Below are 17,780 nucleotides of genomic sequence, written 5' to 3'. Positions count from 1 at the left end.
ACAGTGCTAAAACAACCGCATCCTAATTTCTTAGCACCATAACCTGCAATTAATCCTCTAACTATATTATTCATGTCTTTTATTTTTAAACTACTGTAAATTTGAGAATTAATCATGAGATTGACTTACATTACTTATAAAAAAAGTTTCATTATTTTATGGACATAAAAAAAAACACCAGCATTTCTGCTGGTGTTTTTCTGGTGAGTAAAAAGATGCAAATATGCGCATCTCTTCATTATTTTCAACTACTAAATTATTTTACTTCGTGGGTTTGGTTTCTGAAAACCAATTTTCCATCGAAAGCATCAATTAAAATAATACTGTCTGTTGTAATATTGTTTGCCAAGATTTCTTTTGACAACTGGTTCAGCACTTCTCTCTGAACAATACGTTTCACTGGTCTTGCACCAAACTGAGGATCATATCCTTTTTCAGATAAGTAAGCAACAGCTTCTGGCGTAGCATCCATTGTGATACCTTGCAAAGCAAGCATTTTTGTAACACTCTTAAGCTGCAAACCTACAATTTTCGAAATATTATCAACTGTCAATGGCGTAAACAATACAATTTCATCAATACGGTTTATAAATTCCGGACGAACTGTTTGTTTCAATAAGCCTAAAACTTCAACTTTAGCAGCTTCAGTAGTATCTTCAATACTTCCTTTTAGATTCTCAAACTTTTCTTGTATAATCTGGCTTCCCATGTTAGAAGTCATGATAATAATTGTGTTTTTAAAATCGGCAAGACGACCTTTATTATCCGTCAATCGACCTTCATCTAAAACTTGCAATAAAATATTGAAAGTATCTGGATGCGCTTTCTCTATCTCGTCTAATAAAACTACAGAATATGGTTTCCTGCGAACAGCTTCTGTTAACTGACCACCTTCATCATAACCTACATATCCTGGAGGTGCACCAACCAAACGGCTCACACTGTGACGTTCTTGATACTCACTCATATCGATACGAGTCATAGCATTTTCATCATCAAAAAGATATTCAGCCAACGCTTTTGCAAGTTCTGTTTTACCAACACCGGTAGTTCCTAAAAATAAGAATGTACCAACAGGTTTTTTCAAATCTTGCAAGCCTGCACGACTTCTGCGAACAGCATCACTTACTGCTTCAATTGCCTCTTCTTGTCCTACAACACGTTTGTGCAACTCGTCTTCAAGATGTAAAAGTTTCTCTCTTTCAGTCTGAAGCATTTTCATTACAGGAATACCTGTCCATTTTGCTACTACTTCGGCAATATCTTCTCTTGTTACTTCTTCTTTAATTAAAGAAGTTCCTGACTGAAATTCTTGCAGTTGTTTTTGCAATGCTTCAAGACGTTCTTGTGCTTCTTTTATTTTTCCGTAACGTATTTCAGCTACTTTTCCATAGTCACCGTCACGTTCAGCACGTTCAGCTTCATATTTAAAATCTTCAATTTCTAATTTTACAGCCTGAATTCCGTCTACAATATCCTTTTCAGATTTCCATCTAGCATAGATCTCGTTACGTTCTTCTTTCAGATTTGCTAAATCCATGCGAAGGATTTTCAGCTTACTTTCTTCTTTCTCACGTTTTATCGCTTCAATTTCGATTTCAAGCTGCATAATTTTACGATCTAAAACATCTAATTCCTCAGGTTTTGAATTGATTTCCATACGCAGTTTTGAAGCAGCTTCGTCCATTAAGTCAATAGCTTTATCTGGTAAGAAACGGTTTGTAATATAACGCTGCGAAAGTTCAACAGCCGCAATAATAGCTTCGTCTTTAATTTGAACTTTATGATGCGTTTCGTACTTTTCTTTAATACCACGTAAAATTGAAACTGCACTTTCGGTATCTGGCTCATCAATTAATACCTTTTGGAAACGTCTTTCTAAAGCTTTATCTTTTTCAAAATACTTTTGATATTCATCTAAAGTAGTTGCTCCAATGGCTCTTAACTCACCACGAGCCAAGGCTGGTTTCAAGATATTAGCCGCATCCATTGCGCCTTCTCCTCCACCCGCACCTACAAGTGTATGAATCTCATCAATAAATAAAACAATATCACCCTCGGCAGATGTAACTTCTTTTACTACCGATTTTAAACGTTCTTCAAATTCTCCTTTAAACTTAGCTCCTGCAATCAAAGCTCCCATATCTAATGAGAAAACGATTTTATCTTTTAAGTTTTCAGGAACATCTCCATCAACAATTCTGTGCGCTAAACCTTCTGCAATTGCAGTTTTACCAACTCCTGGTTCACCAATTAACATTGGATTGTTTTTTGTTCTACGAGTTAGAATCTGCAATACGCGTCGAATTTCTTCATCACGCCCAATAACTGGATCTAATTTTCCTGTACGAGCTAATTCGTTTAAGTTTTTTGCGTATTTATTTAATGAATTATAAGTTTCTTCGGCAGATGCTGATGTTACCCTTTCACCTTTTCGAAGTTCTTCGATAGCAGCTTTTAAGCCTTTTCCTGTAACGCCTTGATCTTTTAAAATTTGTGAAACTTTGCTTTTAGAGTCGAAAATAGCTAAAATTAAATGCTCGATCGAAACATATTCATCGTTCATTTTTTGTGCTATAATTTCGGCTTCATTCAAAGCTTTGTTTGCGTCTCTTGAAAGCAGAATATCGCCTCCTGAAACTTTTGGAAAGCTTTCAATTGTGCTGTCTAATATTTGTAAAAACAACGGCACATTTACATTGAGTTTTTTCAAAATAAACGGTGCAACATTTTCATCTACTTCAAAAATAGCTTTAAAAATGTGTTCGTTTTCTATTTGCTGCTGACCATTTCGTTGTGCCAACTGTTGTGACAGCTGAATGGCTTCCTGCGATTTAATTGTAAACTTGTTTATGTTCATATTTTTTCGATTTGATTGATTTATTTGCTTGATTTTCAATAGGATTAAAGTTACAATTTATTAAGTTACATTTTTAACCTAAATAATTTAACTTTGCATTTTAACAAACAAATTATATTCCATAGTAAAAAAGCAGACAAAACGACATGAAAAATAACTAAATTGCTCATTTTAAATGTCAAAAAGTCATAAAACAAGTCAAATATGAGTTTTTTAAATTCAATCTTCGGAAGTTCAGAGAACTCAGAAGCTCCAAAAAGCAAAGTAAACTGGACAGAATTAACAGATATTCTTCAGTTAATGGAGATCGAAGCGATCTCAAATGAAAAACCAGTAGTTATTTTTAAGCATAGCACAAGATGCAGCATCAGCCGTATGGCACTGAAACAATTTGAAAGAGATTTTGATCTTGAAAATGTAGTCGATGCTTATTTTCTAGATTTAATTGCACATCGTGATATATCGAATGAAATTGCAAGCAAATTTGGTGTTTATCACGAATCTCCACAATTGATTTTAATCAAAAATGGAAAAGCCGTTTATGATGTTTCGCACAGCGATATTGATGCTGAAGCATTGAAAAGTAAAGTATAAATTGATGTGAAATGATTTTTGTAAAAAGTGAAATGTGAGATGCAAACTTATTGTTACATCTCACATTTCACTTTTTACATTTAACAAATAACACAATTAAAAACTTTCACCAGATCCACCGCCGCTAAATCCGCCGCCGCCAAAATCCATAGGAGAATCTGTTTTTACTTCTGGTTTCATACCAAAAGTTGAAGCCACAATTAAAGCTTCGGCATTTAAAATTGCATTAGAATTATTTATCCTGTCTGGTTTAAAAGTTAATCCTTCTTCTTTATTTTTCAACTTTTGAATAGATAAATACGCTATTGCAAACATCACTAATCCGCCAAGTGTTAATGCCACTTCGATTGGCAAAACAGAGTAATAGAATCGAATCGTAAAAATAGAAAATCCTATTGCCGCAAAGCTAATCCAAAGCATGATTCTGTCTCTTGTTCTCAAAGCTTGAACCAAGTAAACAATTGGCACTATAAAAGTAAAGGCATAAAAGAAGAAAGCAAACGGAATATCTTGACCAGGAAGAACATCTACTCCTAAAAGCTCAAAAGAAAGCTCTCTTACAACTAAATAATTACAAGAAAGATAAAATAGAATCAGACAAAAACTGTTTGCTAAGGTGAGTCCATCACGAAAATAAACTTCGGTTAGATTTTTTATTTTTCCTTTAGTTAAGAAATAAAAACCAGCCGAAACTAACATTGTAACAAAAGGTAAGATTGTTTTTCCAATATCGCCAATTTCAAACATTCCATAAAATAAAACGGCGGTACTTGCGAAACAAAAAACCAGCATAGAAAGTGGGTGCAAGTATCTTCTATAGGTTAAATATGAAGCAATAGCAACAAAAACAGCAATACTAATCTCTTGCCCTTCTGTGCTGATTGCGACTGCAAAACCAATATTTAAAGGAATTCCTAAAATAAAAGCATCATCTAAACCATGTCTGTAATAATTTTGATTACCCAAAAGTTCTGCTCCTGCGATACCAACTCCTGCAAAAAGATAACAGCAAATTTTAAAATAGAAATCTTCACCGCTGAGCCCAATTAATGAAATGGCGCCGCAAATCGACGAGTACAAGAATGATCCTAATAGAAAAAATCCTAATCGAACCAAAATATTACTTTGACTTCTAAATGCCGGTAATACATTCTTAATTATCTTTTTTTGCTCTTTACTAATAAAACCTCCGCTTTCCAAAGTTTCCGCTTCTTCAACTAGAGCTAAATTATTCAATAGATTTTTGTCGTGTAGTATCATTAGGCTATTTCTTTATGGAAGTTTTTAATCAGTTTTATAAATAGTACAATTGAACCAATAAAATAGGCCGGCAAAAGAAAAATAAAAAGTTCCCAAATGTCTGAAAAATCTATGTGTTCAAAAATTCTAAATAAGACAATATTTAATCCGATATAAGCGTAAACAATCATAAAAACATACAATGACATTGCTTTTAAATCATGACTGACTTTATAAAAATAATACGATGAAGCTGCCAAAATACAGGCAAAAATCATCCAGAAAAATTCGTGATTAACTAAATTACTTATTGAAGCAATTGCAATAATATGCAAAGCAAATGTTTGATAAATTATAGCAAAATGAGTTTTTAAACTGATTCTAAAGCTATAAACTGTCCATAGAATAAGCAGAACTCCAAGCATAATTGCCGAATAACTTAAGGTTTGATTGTCATAGAAACTATTATTCTCATTAAAAATATCCTGCGGTGTTACCGAAAGCCCTACGTAAGCAGCTAAACCAGTCACTGCAATCGTTAAAACACTTTTATTATCAAAATAATAAGCACAAACAAAGCTGACAATCGTTGGTACTAAAGTTGCCAAACCATAATGTGTTCCGAAAGTTTTATATTGAAACTGAAGATATCCAATAAAAATGCAAGTCAAAATATTCGCCAATAGAACCAAATACTCTAAAACAGGATTATCAAAAGTAGTTTCTGTTTTTTGAAAACCTTTTGAATTTTTAAAACAGTAATAAAAACAACCTGCTATAATTATGAGCAAGATCGAAAGAAGAGCAATATGCCCAATAGTATCAATATTATTATAAATCAAAATTCCAATTCCAGAAGTAAAAAGCAAAACCGAAAAATAGAGTAATAATTTTAACTCTGCATTTAGAGAAAATATTTTCAAACTTCGATATTTATTAATCTCCTGAAACTGATTCTCAGTAATTAGATTTTTCTCAAAAAGAGCTTGAGCAGCCTGTTCATCAAATCGCGTCATATCTTTAATTTAAAAATAATAGATTCTCAAATTTAAAGAATTAGGTCGAAATTTCTTAAATTTCAAAAATATATTTTGCTGCATAAAAAAAACCGATTTGTAAGTTTTACAAATCGGTTCTATTATTTTGAAAGAAGCTCTTTTAAAAAGCATTTTTCATTTTATCTTTAATCGCATCTAAACATAAATTATTAATGCTTCCTTCGTGTGTGTGTTTGGTCTCTTTTGGAGATTTATACGTTCCTGCTTCCAATTGTTCGGCAACAGCTTTGTAAGCGTCTCTAAAAGGCATTCCTTCTACAACCATTTCATTTAATGTATCGACAGTAAACAAGTAATCGTATTTTTTATCTTCTAAAATATGATCTTTTACAGTAATGTCTTTTATAGAGAAAATAGCAATATCTAAACAAGATTTTAAAGTTTGAATTGCAGGAAACAATCCTTCTTTTAAAAGCTGTAAATCTCTGTGATAACCACTTGGAAGATTATTGGTAATTAAAGTAATTTCGTATGGAAGCGCCTGAATCTTATTGCATTTTCCTCTGATTAATTCGAAAACATCAGGATTCTTTTTATGAGGCATAATGCTTGAACCTGTTGTAAGATGCGCCGGAAGACCAATAAAGTCAAAGTTTTGACTCATATACAAACAAACATCCATAGCAAACTTTGATAATGTTCCTGCAACGCTTGTCATAGCAAAAGCAACTGTTTTTTCTGCTTTTCCGCGGCTCATTTGCGCAGCAACGGCATTGTATTTCAAGGTTTCAAAACCTAATTCCTGCGTTGTAAATGTTCTATTGATTGGGAACGAGCTTCCGTAACCTGCAGCAGATCCTAACGGATTCTGGTCTACAATTTTTGAAGCTGCGTTCAACATCGTAACATCATCAATTAAGCTTTCGGCATAAGCAGAAAACCACATTCCGAATGATGATGGCATTGCGATTTGTAAATGCGTATAACCTGGCAATAATACATTTTGATGTTTCTCTGCTGATTCCATCAACAAGTCAAACAATGTTTTTACTTGCTCTTTTATCGCTTTTAATTCGTCTTTTAAATACAAATGAACATCTACCAAAACTTGATCGTTACGAGAACGTGCGGTGTGGATTTTTTTTCCAGCATCGCCTAGTTTTACTGTTAGAAGATATTCGATTTTAGAATGTACGTCTTCGAAACTGTCTTCGATTTCGAAATTTCCAACTGCGATATCTGCGATGATTTCGTTTAAAGCTTCAACTAAAGAAGTTGTTTCTTCTGCAGTTAGCAAACCAATCTGTCCTAACATTTTGGCATGTGCAATAGAACCTAAAGCATCGTATTTTGCTAAAACCAAATCGAGTTCACGATCGTTTCCAACGGTGAATTGTTCGATTTGTTTATCTGTTGGTATTCCTTTTTCCCAAAGTTTCATAAGATGTATGTTTTTTTGTTTCACAGAGATACTCAAAGTATGCTCAGAGATTCACAAAGTTTCTTTTTTTTCGTTTCTTTCTTAGTTTCCGAATGCCCTAGCCCCGATAGTAGTGGAAATCCTTTTGTGTCCGCCGCGGCGGATACAAAAGATTGGAACGGATAGCGGGATTAGCTCCTAATCCTTCGACTACGCTCAGGATTCTTTATAATTTAAAGAAATCTGTTAGTATTTTGATATACAAGTCGACTCCTTCTTCAATTTCATTTACAAAAATAAATTCGTCTGCTGAATGTGAACGCAATGTTTCTCCTGGTCCTAATTTTAAAGACTGACAGCTTAAAACTGACTGATCTGAAAGAGTTGGCGAACCGTATGTTGTTCTTCCTAAAGCAATCCCTGCCTGAACTAAACCGTGCGCAACTGGAATAGAAGATGCGTTTAAATGCATGGATCTTGGTGTTACTTCGGCGTTTACATTTGTTTTTACCACTTCAAGAATTTCTGCGTTTGTATAACGATCTGTTACGCGAATATCAACTACTAAATCACATTCTGAAGGCACTACATTATGTTGCTTTCCTGCATTAATCTGTGTTACGGTCATTTTTACAGGGCCTAAAACATCTGAGATTTTGTCGAATTTATAGTTTTTAAACCATTCCATTACCGGAATTGATTTGTATAAAGCATTATCGTCGTTTTGATGTGCGGCGTGGCTTGCGGTTCCTTTTACTTTTACATCAAGAACTAATAAACCTTTTTCGGCAACTGCTAATTGCATTAAAGTTGGTTCTCCAACAATGGCGCAATCTAATTCTGGTAAACTTTTCAAAACGCTGTTTAATCCATTTTTTCCGCTGCTTTCTTCCTCGGCCGAAGCCACAATTACGATATTATGCGATAAGTTTTGATTTTCGTAAAAATGCACAAATGTTGCCAGTAATGAAACCAGACAACCGCCTGCGTCGTTGCTTCCTAAACCAAATAATTTTCCGTCTTTTTCAATGGCTTTAAATGGATCGTTTGTATAAGCTTGGTTTGGTCGTACAGTATCGTGATGTGAATTTAGTAAAAGTGTCGGCTTCTTTTCGTCGAAGTATTTGTTGAAAGCCCACACATTATTGTTTTCTCTTTTGAAAGGAATCTCGTTTTGATTGAACCAATTTTCGATTAAAAGTGCCGTTTGATCTTCTTCACTTGAAAATGAAGGGGTTTCGATAAGACTTTTTAATAAACTAATTGCTTCTTGAGTAAGCGTTGCAATATTTTTCATAGTTATGGTTTCTTTGCCACGATCCCGATAGCTATCAGGACGAAGTCACAAAGTTTTTTTAATTAAATCGTGACATTTTTAATTTGCGCAAATTTCTTAAATTAAATTTTAAAAGCACTGCGCAGTCATGTTTTTTTGCCACTAATTGCACGAATTTTCACAAATTATCTTTTTGTCACAGAATTAAAATCAAAATAAACTTTTTACTGTACTTATAAAATTATTTTCTCTTTTAACAGAAAAAATTAATGTCAATTTGTGTAATTCGTAGCAATACGTTTTATAATGTAATGGTTGTATGCAGAACATCTGGATTTTGGAGCATTTTGTGATGCCCAATTTTGATTTTCTGTACACCTCTTGATAAACTATTGAAGCAATTGTCCAATTTTGGAATCATTCCAGAATGGATTACTTTTTCTTCTTTTAGTCTATTATATAATGCTTCGTTGATTTCTGTTATAACCGAAGAATCGTCTTCTGAATCTTGTAAAACACCTTGTTTTTCAAAACAATACGTGAGTGTAACATCAAAAACTTCAGATAAAGCGATCGATAATTCACTTGCAATAGTATCAGCATTTGTATTTAGTAATTGTCCGTTTTTGTCGTGTGTGATTGCACAGAAAACAGGTACAATTCCAGCTTCCAATAAAGTCGCCAGTAATTTGGTATTAACTTGTTTTACATCGCCTACAAATCCATAATCAATAGTTGGATGATTTCTTTTTACGGATTGAATTAAATTTCCATCGGCTCCAGAAAAACCAACTGCGTTATTGTCTTTTGCCTGCAATTGAGCAACAATATGTTTGTTGATTTGCCCTGCGTAAATCATGACCACGACATCAAGCATCGGAGCATCAGTGATTCGGCGTCCGTCAATCATCTGCGGAACCAAACCAATACTCTGCGCCATTTTTGTAGCCGATTTTCCACCACCGTGAACTAAAACTTTATAGCCTTCAATTTTAGAAAAATCGGCTAAGAATTGTTCTAATTCTGCTGGATTATCAATGATGTTTCCACCTATTTTTATTACTGATACGTTCATTTCTTTTAAGGTTCAAAGAGACAGAGGTTCAGAGGAACAGAGGTTTTGTTACGGTTTTTAAAACCTTTGAACCTTTGTTGCTTTGTACCTTTGTACCTAAATTTACAATTTCTTAAGAATCTTCTGTAAAACTAATTGTGCTGAATACGTTCTGTTATTTGCCTGTTCAATTACGATTGAACTTTCTCCGTCTAGAACTTCATCGCTTACAATTACGTTACGACGAACCGGAAGACAATGCATAAACTTTCCGTTATTGGTTAAAGCCATTTTTTCGGCTGTTACAGTCCAATTTGAATCGCTGTTGGTTACTTTTCCGTAATCGTTGAAGTTACTCCAGTTTTTCACGTAAACGAAATCAGCATTCTCAAAAGCTTTGTTTTGATCGTATTCTATTTTGCAGTCTTGTGTGATTTCAGGACTTAATTCATAACCTTCAGGATGTGTGATTACAAAATCCATATCTTTTTGCATCTGCATCATTTCTACGAAAGAATTAGCCACTGCCTGAGGCAAAGCTTTTGGATGCGGTGCCCAAGAAAGAACCACTTTTGGTTTGTGTTTCGTTTTGTGTTCTTCCATTGTAATAGCATCTGCCAAAGATTGTAACGGGTGACGAACTGCACTTTCCATATTCACAATTGGCACGGTAGCATATTTCAAAAATCCTGAAATTACAGTTTCTTGATAATCTTTTTCTTTATCAATTAATCCTGCAAAAGCACGGATTGCAATAATATCACAATATTGAGAAACTACTTCTGCCGCTTCTTTAATGTGCTCTGAAGCACCAGAATTCATAACTGCGCCGTCTTCAAATTCTAATGTCCATCCTTCGTTGGTAAAATTCATTACCATAACGTTCATTCCTAGATTTAAAGCCGCTTTTTGAGTACTCAAACGCGTTCTTAAACTCGGATTGAAGAATAACATTCCCAGAGTTTTGTTTTTACCTAATTTTTTATTTTTAAGCGGATCCTTTTTTATTTTGATCGCACTTTTAACCCATTTTGATAATGAGTCGATATCTTTTATTGAAATATAATTCATCTTATTGTTTTCTTATTGGTTTCTAAAAAATTAAACGCGGATTTTACTAATTCGCTATCGCGAAGACGCAGATTAACGCGGATTTTTTATATTCTTATTTTCCTAGTATTCTCAAATATTTTTCGTCTAAATTCTGGTTTAGTTCCAAAATTTAGAAGTAAACCGACTTCACAATTTGTGCCTTTTAAATAATTCAAAATTTGATTCTCAAATTCTATCACTATACAATTAGCCGCTTTCAATTCTAATATTATTAAATCTTCCACAATCAAATCTGCGTAATATTCTCCAACTTCTATTCCTTTATAGTAAACTTTAATTTTTCTTTGAGCTTCCACATACAGACCTTTATTCTTTAGCTCTAAATACATAGAATTCTGGTAAACTCTTTCTAAAAAACCATATCCTAATTCATTATAAACCTCGTAAAAAGTTTTAATAATGGCCTCTGTTAGCTCTTGATGTAATAATTCCATAATTGAAAATTTGCATGAAATATACTGCTTAAAATTAAAACAACTGTAAAAAAATCAGTTTTAATCAGCGTCTTCGCGATAGCGAATCCGTATCATCCGCGTTGAATATCAAAGAATTTTAGTGAAAGGAATTTCATCTTTTAATGCTTTTAAAATAAAATTATCATTTAATCCGTTGACGATCCAGGTTTCAATATTCGCAGCTTTTGATATTCCTGCCGCTTCTATTTTTGATTGCATTCCTCCTGTTCCGTGCGATGATTTCGATTCTCCGATTTCTTTTTCCAATGTTTTTAAATCAGTCACTAATTTAATCGTTTCCGGAACTTCATTATGAATAGATTCTTTGGTGTAAATTCCGTTTGTATTGGTCGCAATTATCAGAATATCAACATTTAAAAGAACCGCGGTTAAAGCTGCTAACTTATCGTTATCCCCAAACCGAATCTCATCTGTGGCAACAGTATCATTTTCATTAATAATCGGAATGTAATTGTTTTTAACCAATACATTAATTGTATTTACAATGTTCTTTTTGGTCTGCTCTTTTTCAAAATCAGAATATGAAAGTAAACACTGCGAAGTATTTAACCCTAAATCCTTAAAATTTTCATTGTAAATCCGCATTAAATGAGGCTGTCCAATAGAAGCTAAAGCCTGTTTCACAAAAACATCTTTATCTTGATTATCCAGTTTTACAAATTGTTTTGCAGCTGCAATTGCCCCTGAACTAACTATGATAAATTCATATTTATCGTTTAGAGCCGCAATCTGTATTCCGAGGTCTTCAATCTTTCCCCGTGAAATATGATTAGTTTCCTTGGTTAAAGTATTACTTCCTATTTTTAATAAAATCCTTTTTTTGCTCATTTTTTTTAAGGTGCTAAGGTTCTAAGATGCTAAGATTCTAAGTTTTTCCACTTCGAATTTTCTAATTATCTAATTGCCTCAATTTTCACATTATTTCAATTACCTAATCTGTCCTTCTCCGTAAACATACCATTTATTAGTAACCAAATGCTGCAAACCAATTGGACCTCTTTGATGCAGCTTATCTGTGCTTATTGCAAGTTCTCCGCCTAAGCCAAATTGTCCGCCGTCTGTAAAACGGGTTGAAGCATTTTGGTAAACTGCCGCCGCATCTATGGCTTCCATAAATTGCTGTGCAGCATCATTATCTCTTGAAATAATAGCAGCAGAATGCCCGCCGCAGTATTTATTTATTTTTTCAATTGCATTTTCCTGAGAATCAATTGTTCCAATTACGATTTTATAATCTAGAAATTCTTCATACCAAATATCTTCATTTTGAAGTGTTTTCGTATTTTCGAAATTCTCTAAAGACTTATCAACAATAACTTCAACTTTTGCTTCAATCAAGGTTTCAATCAACATTGCTGCAAAACCTTCAAAATTTGGCAGTTTAGAATCTATTAAAACCTTATCAACTGCATTACAGGCCGATATTTTTGCTGTCTTTGCATTCAAAATAACTTTCAAAGCTAAATCCGTATCTGCTTTCTCATGAACGTAAACAAAATTATTTCCGCGTCCACTTACAATAACTGGACAAGTTGCATGTGCTTTTACGAACTCAATTAGTTTTTCTCCGCCTCTTGGAACTATTAAATCAACTTTTTGAGTTGGTTTTTCTAAAAACGCCTGAGTTTCTGTTCTATTATAATTCAGATATTCTACCCAGTCTTTTGAAACTTCATTTTCTTCTAAAGCTTGATGCCAAAGACTTACGATTTTCAAGTTTGACTTTAGAGACTCTTTTCCTCCTTTTAATAAAATCTTATTTCCGGACTTAAAAGCGATTCCACCGGCTTCGATGGTAACATCAGGACGTGATTCGTAAATGATCAAAATCGTTCCGAAAGCAGCTGTTTTATTAATAACTCTAATTCCATTATCGTGAGTAAAATGAAAACGCTCAACACCAACAGGATCTTCCTGAGAAGCCAATTGGTTTAACGATAAAATCATTTCATCGACTTTTTTATCATCTACTTTTAAGCGCTCTTCCATAGCTAAATCTGAGCCGTCGTAATCAGCAAGATCTTCTTGATTAGTCAAGATAATTTGATTCCGCTCCTGCTCGACCAGCTTTGCCATAGATCGCAAAACGAGATTGCGTTTTTCAATTGATAATGGATTCATTTTTTTGGTTTAATTGGTTAATTAGTTTAACTGTTTAATCGTTAATTCGTTTAACCGATTAAACGAATTAACAATTAAACGAATTAACATTATAGTTCTTCTAAACTTTCTTTTAAAGCTTTTACAAACGTATCAATATCCGCTTTTTTCACAGTCAAAGGCGGTAAAATTCTTAATAGATTTTTATTATTTGCGCTTCCTGTAAAAATGTGTTTTTCAATGATTAATTTCTTTCTTAAAGCAGCTACATCAAAATCAAACTCTACTCCAAGCATTAAGCCTTTTCCTTTTACTTGTTTGATACCTTCAACTTCTTTGATTTTTTCTAAGAAATATTCATAAACTTCATTTACATTCTTTTGTAAATCCAGTTTTTCAATTACATCTAAAACTGCAATTGAAGCTGCACAAGATAAATGGCTTCCGCCGAAAGTAGTTCCTAATAATCCGAAACTTGCTTCAAATTTTGGAGAAATCAAAATCGCTCCAACAGGGAATCCGTTCCCCATTCCTTTTGCAACTGAAATAATATCAGCGTTGATTCCGTGATGTTGGAATGCAAAGAATTTTCCGCTTCTTCCATATCCTGATTGTACTTCATCTAAAATCAAAACAACATCGTGTTTCTTACATGCTTTTTCTAAAGCCTGAAAAAATTCAGTTGTTCCTTGATCTAAACCTCCAACTCCTTGAATTCCTTCGATAATTACTGCTGTAACATCGCCTTTAGCCAATTCAGCTTCAACTAATTCAATTTGGTTTAGTGGTAAAAAAGTAACTTCTTGCTGTGCATTTAGCGGCGCAACGATTTTCTTATTATCTGTAACGGCAACTGCTGCAGAAGTTCTTCCGTGGAAAGAGTTATCAAAAGCGACAACTCTCGATTTTCCGTTATGAAAAGATGCTAATTTTAAAGCATTTTCATTCGCTTCAGCACCAGAACTGCATAAGAACAATTCGTAATCTTCAAGGCCAGAAAGCTTTCCTAATTTCTGAGCCAATTCCACCTGCAAAGGATTCTGAATTGCATTAGAATAAAAACCTAAATGGTCTAATTGATTCTTCAATTTTGATACATAATCCGGTTGAGTGTGTCCAATAGAAATCACACCATGTCCGCTGTATAAATCTAAATATTCTACTCCTTTGTCGTCAATAATTGTACAATCTATTGCTTTTACTGGAGTGATGTTGTATAATGGGTAAACGTTGAATAAGTTCATTTTTTTTGTTTGTTTTGTTTCAGGTTTCAGGTTTCAAGTTACGTACAGAACGTGAAACTTGGAACTTAAAACATGAAACTGATTTGCGTTTCCGTTACATATTTCAAGTTTCGTATAAAACGTGGAACTTGAAACTTTAAACCTGAAACAATTTTTTCCTAAAATCCGCTTGGTTTCAAATGTAAACCTGTGGTTTCTTCTAATCCGAACATTAAATTCATGTTCTGAATCGCTTGTCCTGAAGCACCTTTGGTTAAGTTATCTATAATTGATGTTATGAGAACCCGGTTTCCTTTTTTCAATAAACTAATTATACATTTATTCGTCTGCACCACTTGTTTCATATTGATGTTTGCTGTGGTAACGGTTACAAAAGGCTCATTTTTATAGAAATCCTCATATTTAGCAACCAATTGCTCTAAACTATCATCAGAAAGTGTATATAATGTTGCAAAAATTCCTCTTGGAAAATCTCCTCTATTCGGAATAAAAAGCAATTCGCTGTCAAAATCGTCTTGTAACTGAACCAAACTTTCTGAAATCTCGCCTAAATGCTGGTGTTCAAAAGCTTTATAGTGTGACATATTATTGTTTCTCCAGCTGAAATGAGAAGTTTCTGAGAGACTTACTCCTGCTCCTGTACTTCCAGTTGTAGCATTAATATGGACGTCGTTATTCAACAAATTGTGTTTTGCTAATGGTAATAAAGCTAATTGAATAGCTGTGGCAAAACAACCTGGATTTGCGATATAATTTGCTTTTTTGATTTCAGCTTTATTTATTTCAGGCAATCCGTAAACAAAATCTTTTCCTTCGAAATGAGCGTCTTTGTTCAATCTGAAATCATTTCCTAAATCAATGATTTTAGTATGGCTTGCGAATTTATTTTCTTTCAAAAAAGAAATAGACTTTCCGTGACCTAAACACAAGAAAACAACATTTACATTTGGATTTATTTCATCCGTGAAATTCATTTCAATATCCCCCATCAAATCTTGGTGCGCCACAGTAAGTGGTTTTCCAGCATTTGTTGTGCTGTAAACAAAATCAATGTTTACTTTGGGATGATACATTAAAATTCTGATGAGTTCTCCGGCCGTGTAGCCTGAACCACCAATTATTCCGACATTAATCATGATCTAATTGATTTACAGATGAAAATATGTTTTGTGCATTACCAAGAATTTTGATAAATCCTTTTGCATCATCAGATGTCCATGCATTGTTCATTTCTCCGTATTGACCAAAACCTGTGTTCATCAAATCATTTTTAGATTCAATTCCGTCAAGTGAGAAATGATATGGTTTTAATGAAACTGTAACAGTTCCATTTACTGTTTTTTGAGTGTCTTGCAAGAAAGTTTCAATGTTTCTCATCACTGGATCTAAGAATTGACCTTCATGAAATAACATTCCGTACCAGTTTCCTAATTGTTCTTTCCAGTATTGCTGCCATTTTCCTAGAGTGTGTTTCTCTAATAAATGGTGTGCTTTTATGATAATTAAAGGCGCAGCCGCTTCAAAACCAACTCTTCCTTTAATTCCGATAATTGTATCTCCAACGTGAATATCTCTACCAATTGCATAAGCATTTGCTAGTTTTTCAAGAACTACAATATTATTAGATGGTTTATCTGTTTTACCGTTTATTCCAACTAATTCGCCTTGTTCAAAATGAAGTGTTACTTTTTCTTCTCCTTCTTTTTTTAATTGAGAAGGATAAGCTTCACTTGGCAATGGCTGACCTGAAGTTAGAGTTTCTTTTCCTCCAACACTTGTTCCCCAAAGTCCTTTATTTATAGAATATTGCGCTTTTTCCCAAGAATAGTGAACTCCGTTTTGAGCCAAATAATCTACTTCTTCTTGTCTTGATAATTTTAAATCTCTAATTGGAGTAATGATTTCAATTTCTGGAGCAATGGTTTGGAAAATCAAATCAAAACGAATTTGGTCATTTCCTGCACCTGTACTTCCATGCGCAATCGCGCTGGCTCCTACTTTTTTAGCATATTTTATTGCCTCAATCGCCTGAAAAACACGCTCCGCACTTACTGATAATGGATAAGTATTATTTTTTAATACGTTTCCAAAAATCAAATATTTTATAGCTTTATCATAATATTTGTCAACGATTGTAAGATTTGCGTGTTGCGCACTTCCTAATTCGTAAGCTCTTTTTTCTATTGCTGATAATTCTTCTGCATCAAAACCTCCTGTATCAACAAGCACAGTATGAACTTCGTATCCTTTTTCGTTCTTTAAATATTTCAAACAATAAGAGGTGTCTAATCCTCCGCTATAAGCTAATACTACTTTTTTCATAATGTTACTTTTTTAAAAATAAGGCTTGTTTAATGGTTCTCAGTCTATTAAGAACTTTTTCGTTAAAAGGGTGTTTTGGCGGTATTTTTTGTTTTTCCTTTGGATCATACAACATACCTGTGCATAAACACATTTTGTTTTCTTTACTTTGTAAAATTTGATAATTGGTACAGGTTTTACAGCCTGCCCAAAAACTAGGATCAGTTGTAAGTTCTGAGAAAGGAACTGGTTTGTAACCTAAATCCGAATTGATTTTCATTACAGCTAAACCAGTTGTAATACCAAATATTTTAGCGTCTGGATATCTTTGCAGTGAATAATCAAAAACTTTAGACTTGATTTTTTTTGCCAATCCTAAACTTCTATAATCAGGATGAACAATTAAACCAGAATGCGCCACGAATTTTCCGTGCTGCCAGCTTTCGATATAACAAAAACCTGCAAATTTCCCGTCTGCCAGAGCAATCATTGCATCACCATTCGACATTTTTTTCTGAATATACTCAGGAGTTCTTTTAGCGATCCCCGTGCCTCTTAACAAGGCCGATGATTCTATCGTATCGCAAATTTCTTGTGCGAATTTGAAGTGTTCTTCCTGAGTAACAACAATAGAGATCTTCATTTCAATAATTGAAGTTAGAGTTAAAAATTAAAGCATACTGTTTGGTTTGAAATTCAGAATTGAATCCAATAAAATTAAGCAAAATAGAAGTAACATTCTCAAAATCAAAATATTGATTAAGAAAATTTACAAAATAATAAATACTTTTAGGATATGTTTGTCCAATGGACAAATTATGTAATTTCAAAATGAAAAAGGAGTATGAATAAATATACGGCTAAAAACTCAATGAATACTATATAGATAGTATCCGTACTTCGGGAGAAGTACTAGGTGAGTTTGTCCGTGACAAAAAAGTTATATGTAAACTTATTTTATTCATTGGGGCAAAAGTACACAAAAAATTAATTCACAAAACAAAATTTTTAAAATATAACATTTTTTTAATGAAATGTTAATTACCTAAAATAAAAAACCCGACAGCTATTAATAACTATCGGGTTTTAAATATTTTAACTTTTA

General features: G+C 33.4%; 15 protein-coding genes. 1 reads left to right on the top strand and 14 read right to left on the bottom strand.

Annotated features, from left to right (window positions below; genetic code table 11):
• Positions 1-256 precede the first annotated feature (256 nt).
• A complete protein-coding gene (gene clpB / locus B0A81_RS09025; RefSeq protein WP_089057720.1) occupies positions 257-2,860 on the bottom strand; it encodes an ATP-dependent chaperone ClpB in 2,604 nt (867 codons plus the stop codon).
• A 204-nt stretch (positions 2,861-3,064) separates the two neighbouring features.
• Between clpB and ytxJ the strand changes: the two genes are divergently transcribed.
• Positions 3,065-3,454, top strand: a complete 390-nt coding sequence (ytxJ, locus tag B0A81_RS09020) for a bacillithiol system redox-active protein YtxJ (protein WP_089057719.1) — start codon at positions 3,065-3,067, stop codon at positions 3,452-3,454.
• A gap of 96 nt (positions 3,455-3,550) precedes the next feature.
• On the opposite strand, the gene B0A81_RS09015 is transcribed toward ytxJ, so the two are convergent.
• The 13 genes from B0A81_RS09015 to B0A81_RS08955 all read right to left on the bottom strand — a co-directional run bounded on the left by B0A81_RS09015 (position 3,551) and on the right by B0A81_RS08955 (position 17,318).
• Complete coding sequence (locus tag B0A81_RS09015; protein ID WP_089057718.1) at positions 3,551-4,714, bottom strand: hypothetical protein; 1,164 nt, start codon at positions 4,712-4,714, stop codon at positions 3,551-3,553.
• Complete coding sequence (locus tag B0A81_RS09010) at positions 4,714-5,709, bottom strand: DUF2157 domain-containing protein (RefSeq protein WP_089057717.1); 996 nt, start codon at positions 5,707-5,709, stop codon at positions 4,714-4,716. Before B0A81_RS09010 ends, B0A81_RS09015 begins: the two co-directional genes overlap by 1 nt.
• Positions 5,710-5,851: 142 nt before the next feature.
• Positions 5,852-7,132: an argininosuccinate lyase gene (gene argH / locus B0A81_RS09005; protein ID WP_089057716.1), complete on the bottom strand. Its 1,281-nt coding sequence runs from the start codon at positions 7,130-7,132 to the stop codon at positions 5,852-5,854.
• A gap of 205 nt (positions 7,133-7,337) precedes the next feature.
• Positions 7,338-8,408, bottom strand: coding sequence for a M20 family metallo-hydrolase (locus B0A81_RS09000; protein ID WP_089057715.1), 1,071 nt, complete (start codon positions 8,406-8,408; stop codon positions 7,338-7,340).
• Positions 8,409-8,688: 280 nt separating this feature from the next.
• Positions 8,689-9,462 (bottom strand): acetylglutamate kinase, encoded by a 774-nt coding sequence (argB, locus tag B0A81_RS08995; RefSeq protein WP_089057714.1) that lies wholly within the window; start codon positions 9,460-9,462, stop codon positions 8,689-8,691.
• Positions 9,463-9,564: 102 nt separating this feature from the next.
• Positions 9,565-10,512, bottom strand: a complete 948-nt coding sequence (locus B0A81_RS08990; protein WP_089057713.1) for an N-acetylornithine carbamoyltransferase — start codon at positions 10,510-10,512, stop codon at positions 9,565-9,567.
• 86 nt (positions 10,513-10,598) lie between these two features.
• On the bottom strand, positions 10,599-10,988 hold the full coding sequence (locus B0A81_RS08985) for a GxxExxY protein (RefSeq protein ID WP_089057712.1): 390 nt from the start codon (positions 10,986-10,988) through the stop codon (positions 10,599-10,601).
• Positions 10,989-11,096: 108 nt separating this feature from the next.
• Entirely contained in the window at positions 11,097-11,858 is a 762-nt protein-coding gene (gene proB / locus B0A81_RS08980) for a glutamate 5-kinase (RefSeq protein WP_089057711.1), read from the bottom strand.
• Between the two features lie 99 nt (positions 11,859-11,957).
• On the bottom strand, positions 11,958-13,151 hold the full coding sequence (locus B0A81_RS08975) for a glutamate-5-semialdehyde dehydrogenase (protein WP_089057710.1): 1,194 nt from the start codon (positions 13,149-13,151) through the stop codon (positions 11,958-11,960).
• Positions 13,152-13,240: 89 nt separating this feature from the next.
• On the bottom strand, positions 13,241-14,374 hold the full coding sequence (locus tag B0A81_RS08970) for an aspartate aminotransferase family protein (protein WP_089057709.1): 1,134 nt from the start codon (positions 14,372-14,374) through the stop codon (positions 13,241-13,243).
• Between the two features lie 158 nt (positions 14,375-14,532).
• Positions 14,533-15,510 (bottom strand): N-acetyl-gamma-glutamyl-phosphate reductase, encoded by a 978-nt coding sequence (argC, locus tag B0A81_RS08965; protein ID WP_089057708.1) that lies wholly within the window; start codon positions 15,508-15,510, stop codon positions 14,533-14,535.
• The gene (locus B0A81_RS08960) at positions 15,503-16,696 is read right to left on the bottom strand and encodes an argininosuccinate synthase (RefSeq protein ID WP_089057707.1); all 1,194 of its coding nucleotides are present in this window, start codon (positions 16,694-16,696) and stop codon (positions 15,503-15,505) included. The genes argC and B0A81_RS08960 overlap by 8 nt, the downstream gene beginning before the upstream one ends.
• A 4-nt stretch (positions 16,697-16,700) precedes the next feature.
• Positions 16,701-17,318, bottom strand: coding sequence for a GNAT family N-acetyltransferase (locus B0A81_RS08955; protein ID WP_089055819.1), 618 nt, complete (start codon positions 17,316-17,318; stop codon positions 16,701-16,703).
• Positions 17,319-17,780 lie beyond the last annotated feature (462 nt).

This window comes from Flavobacterium plurextorum (assembly GCF_002217395.1).
In the GTDB taxonomy this organism is placed as follows: Bacteria; Bacteroidota; Bacteroidia; order Flavobacteriales; family Flavobacteriaceae; genus Flavobacterium; species Flavobacterium plurextorum.
This window is presented reverse-complemented; position numbering and strand designations above follow the sequence as displayed.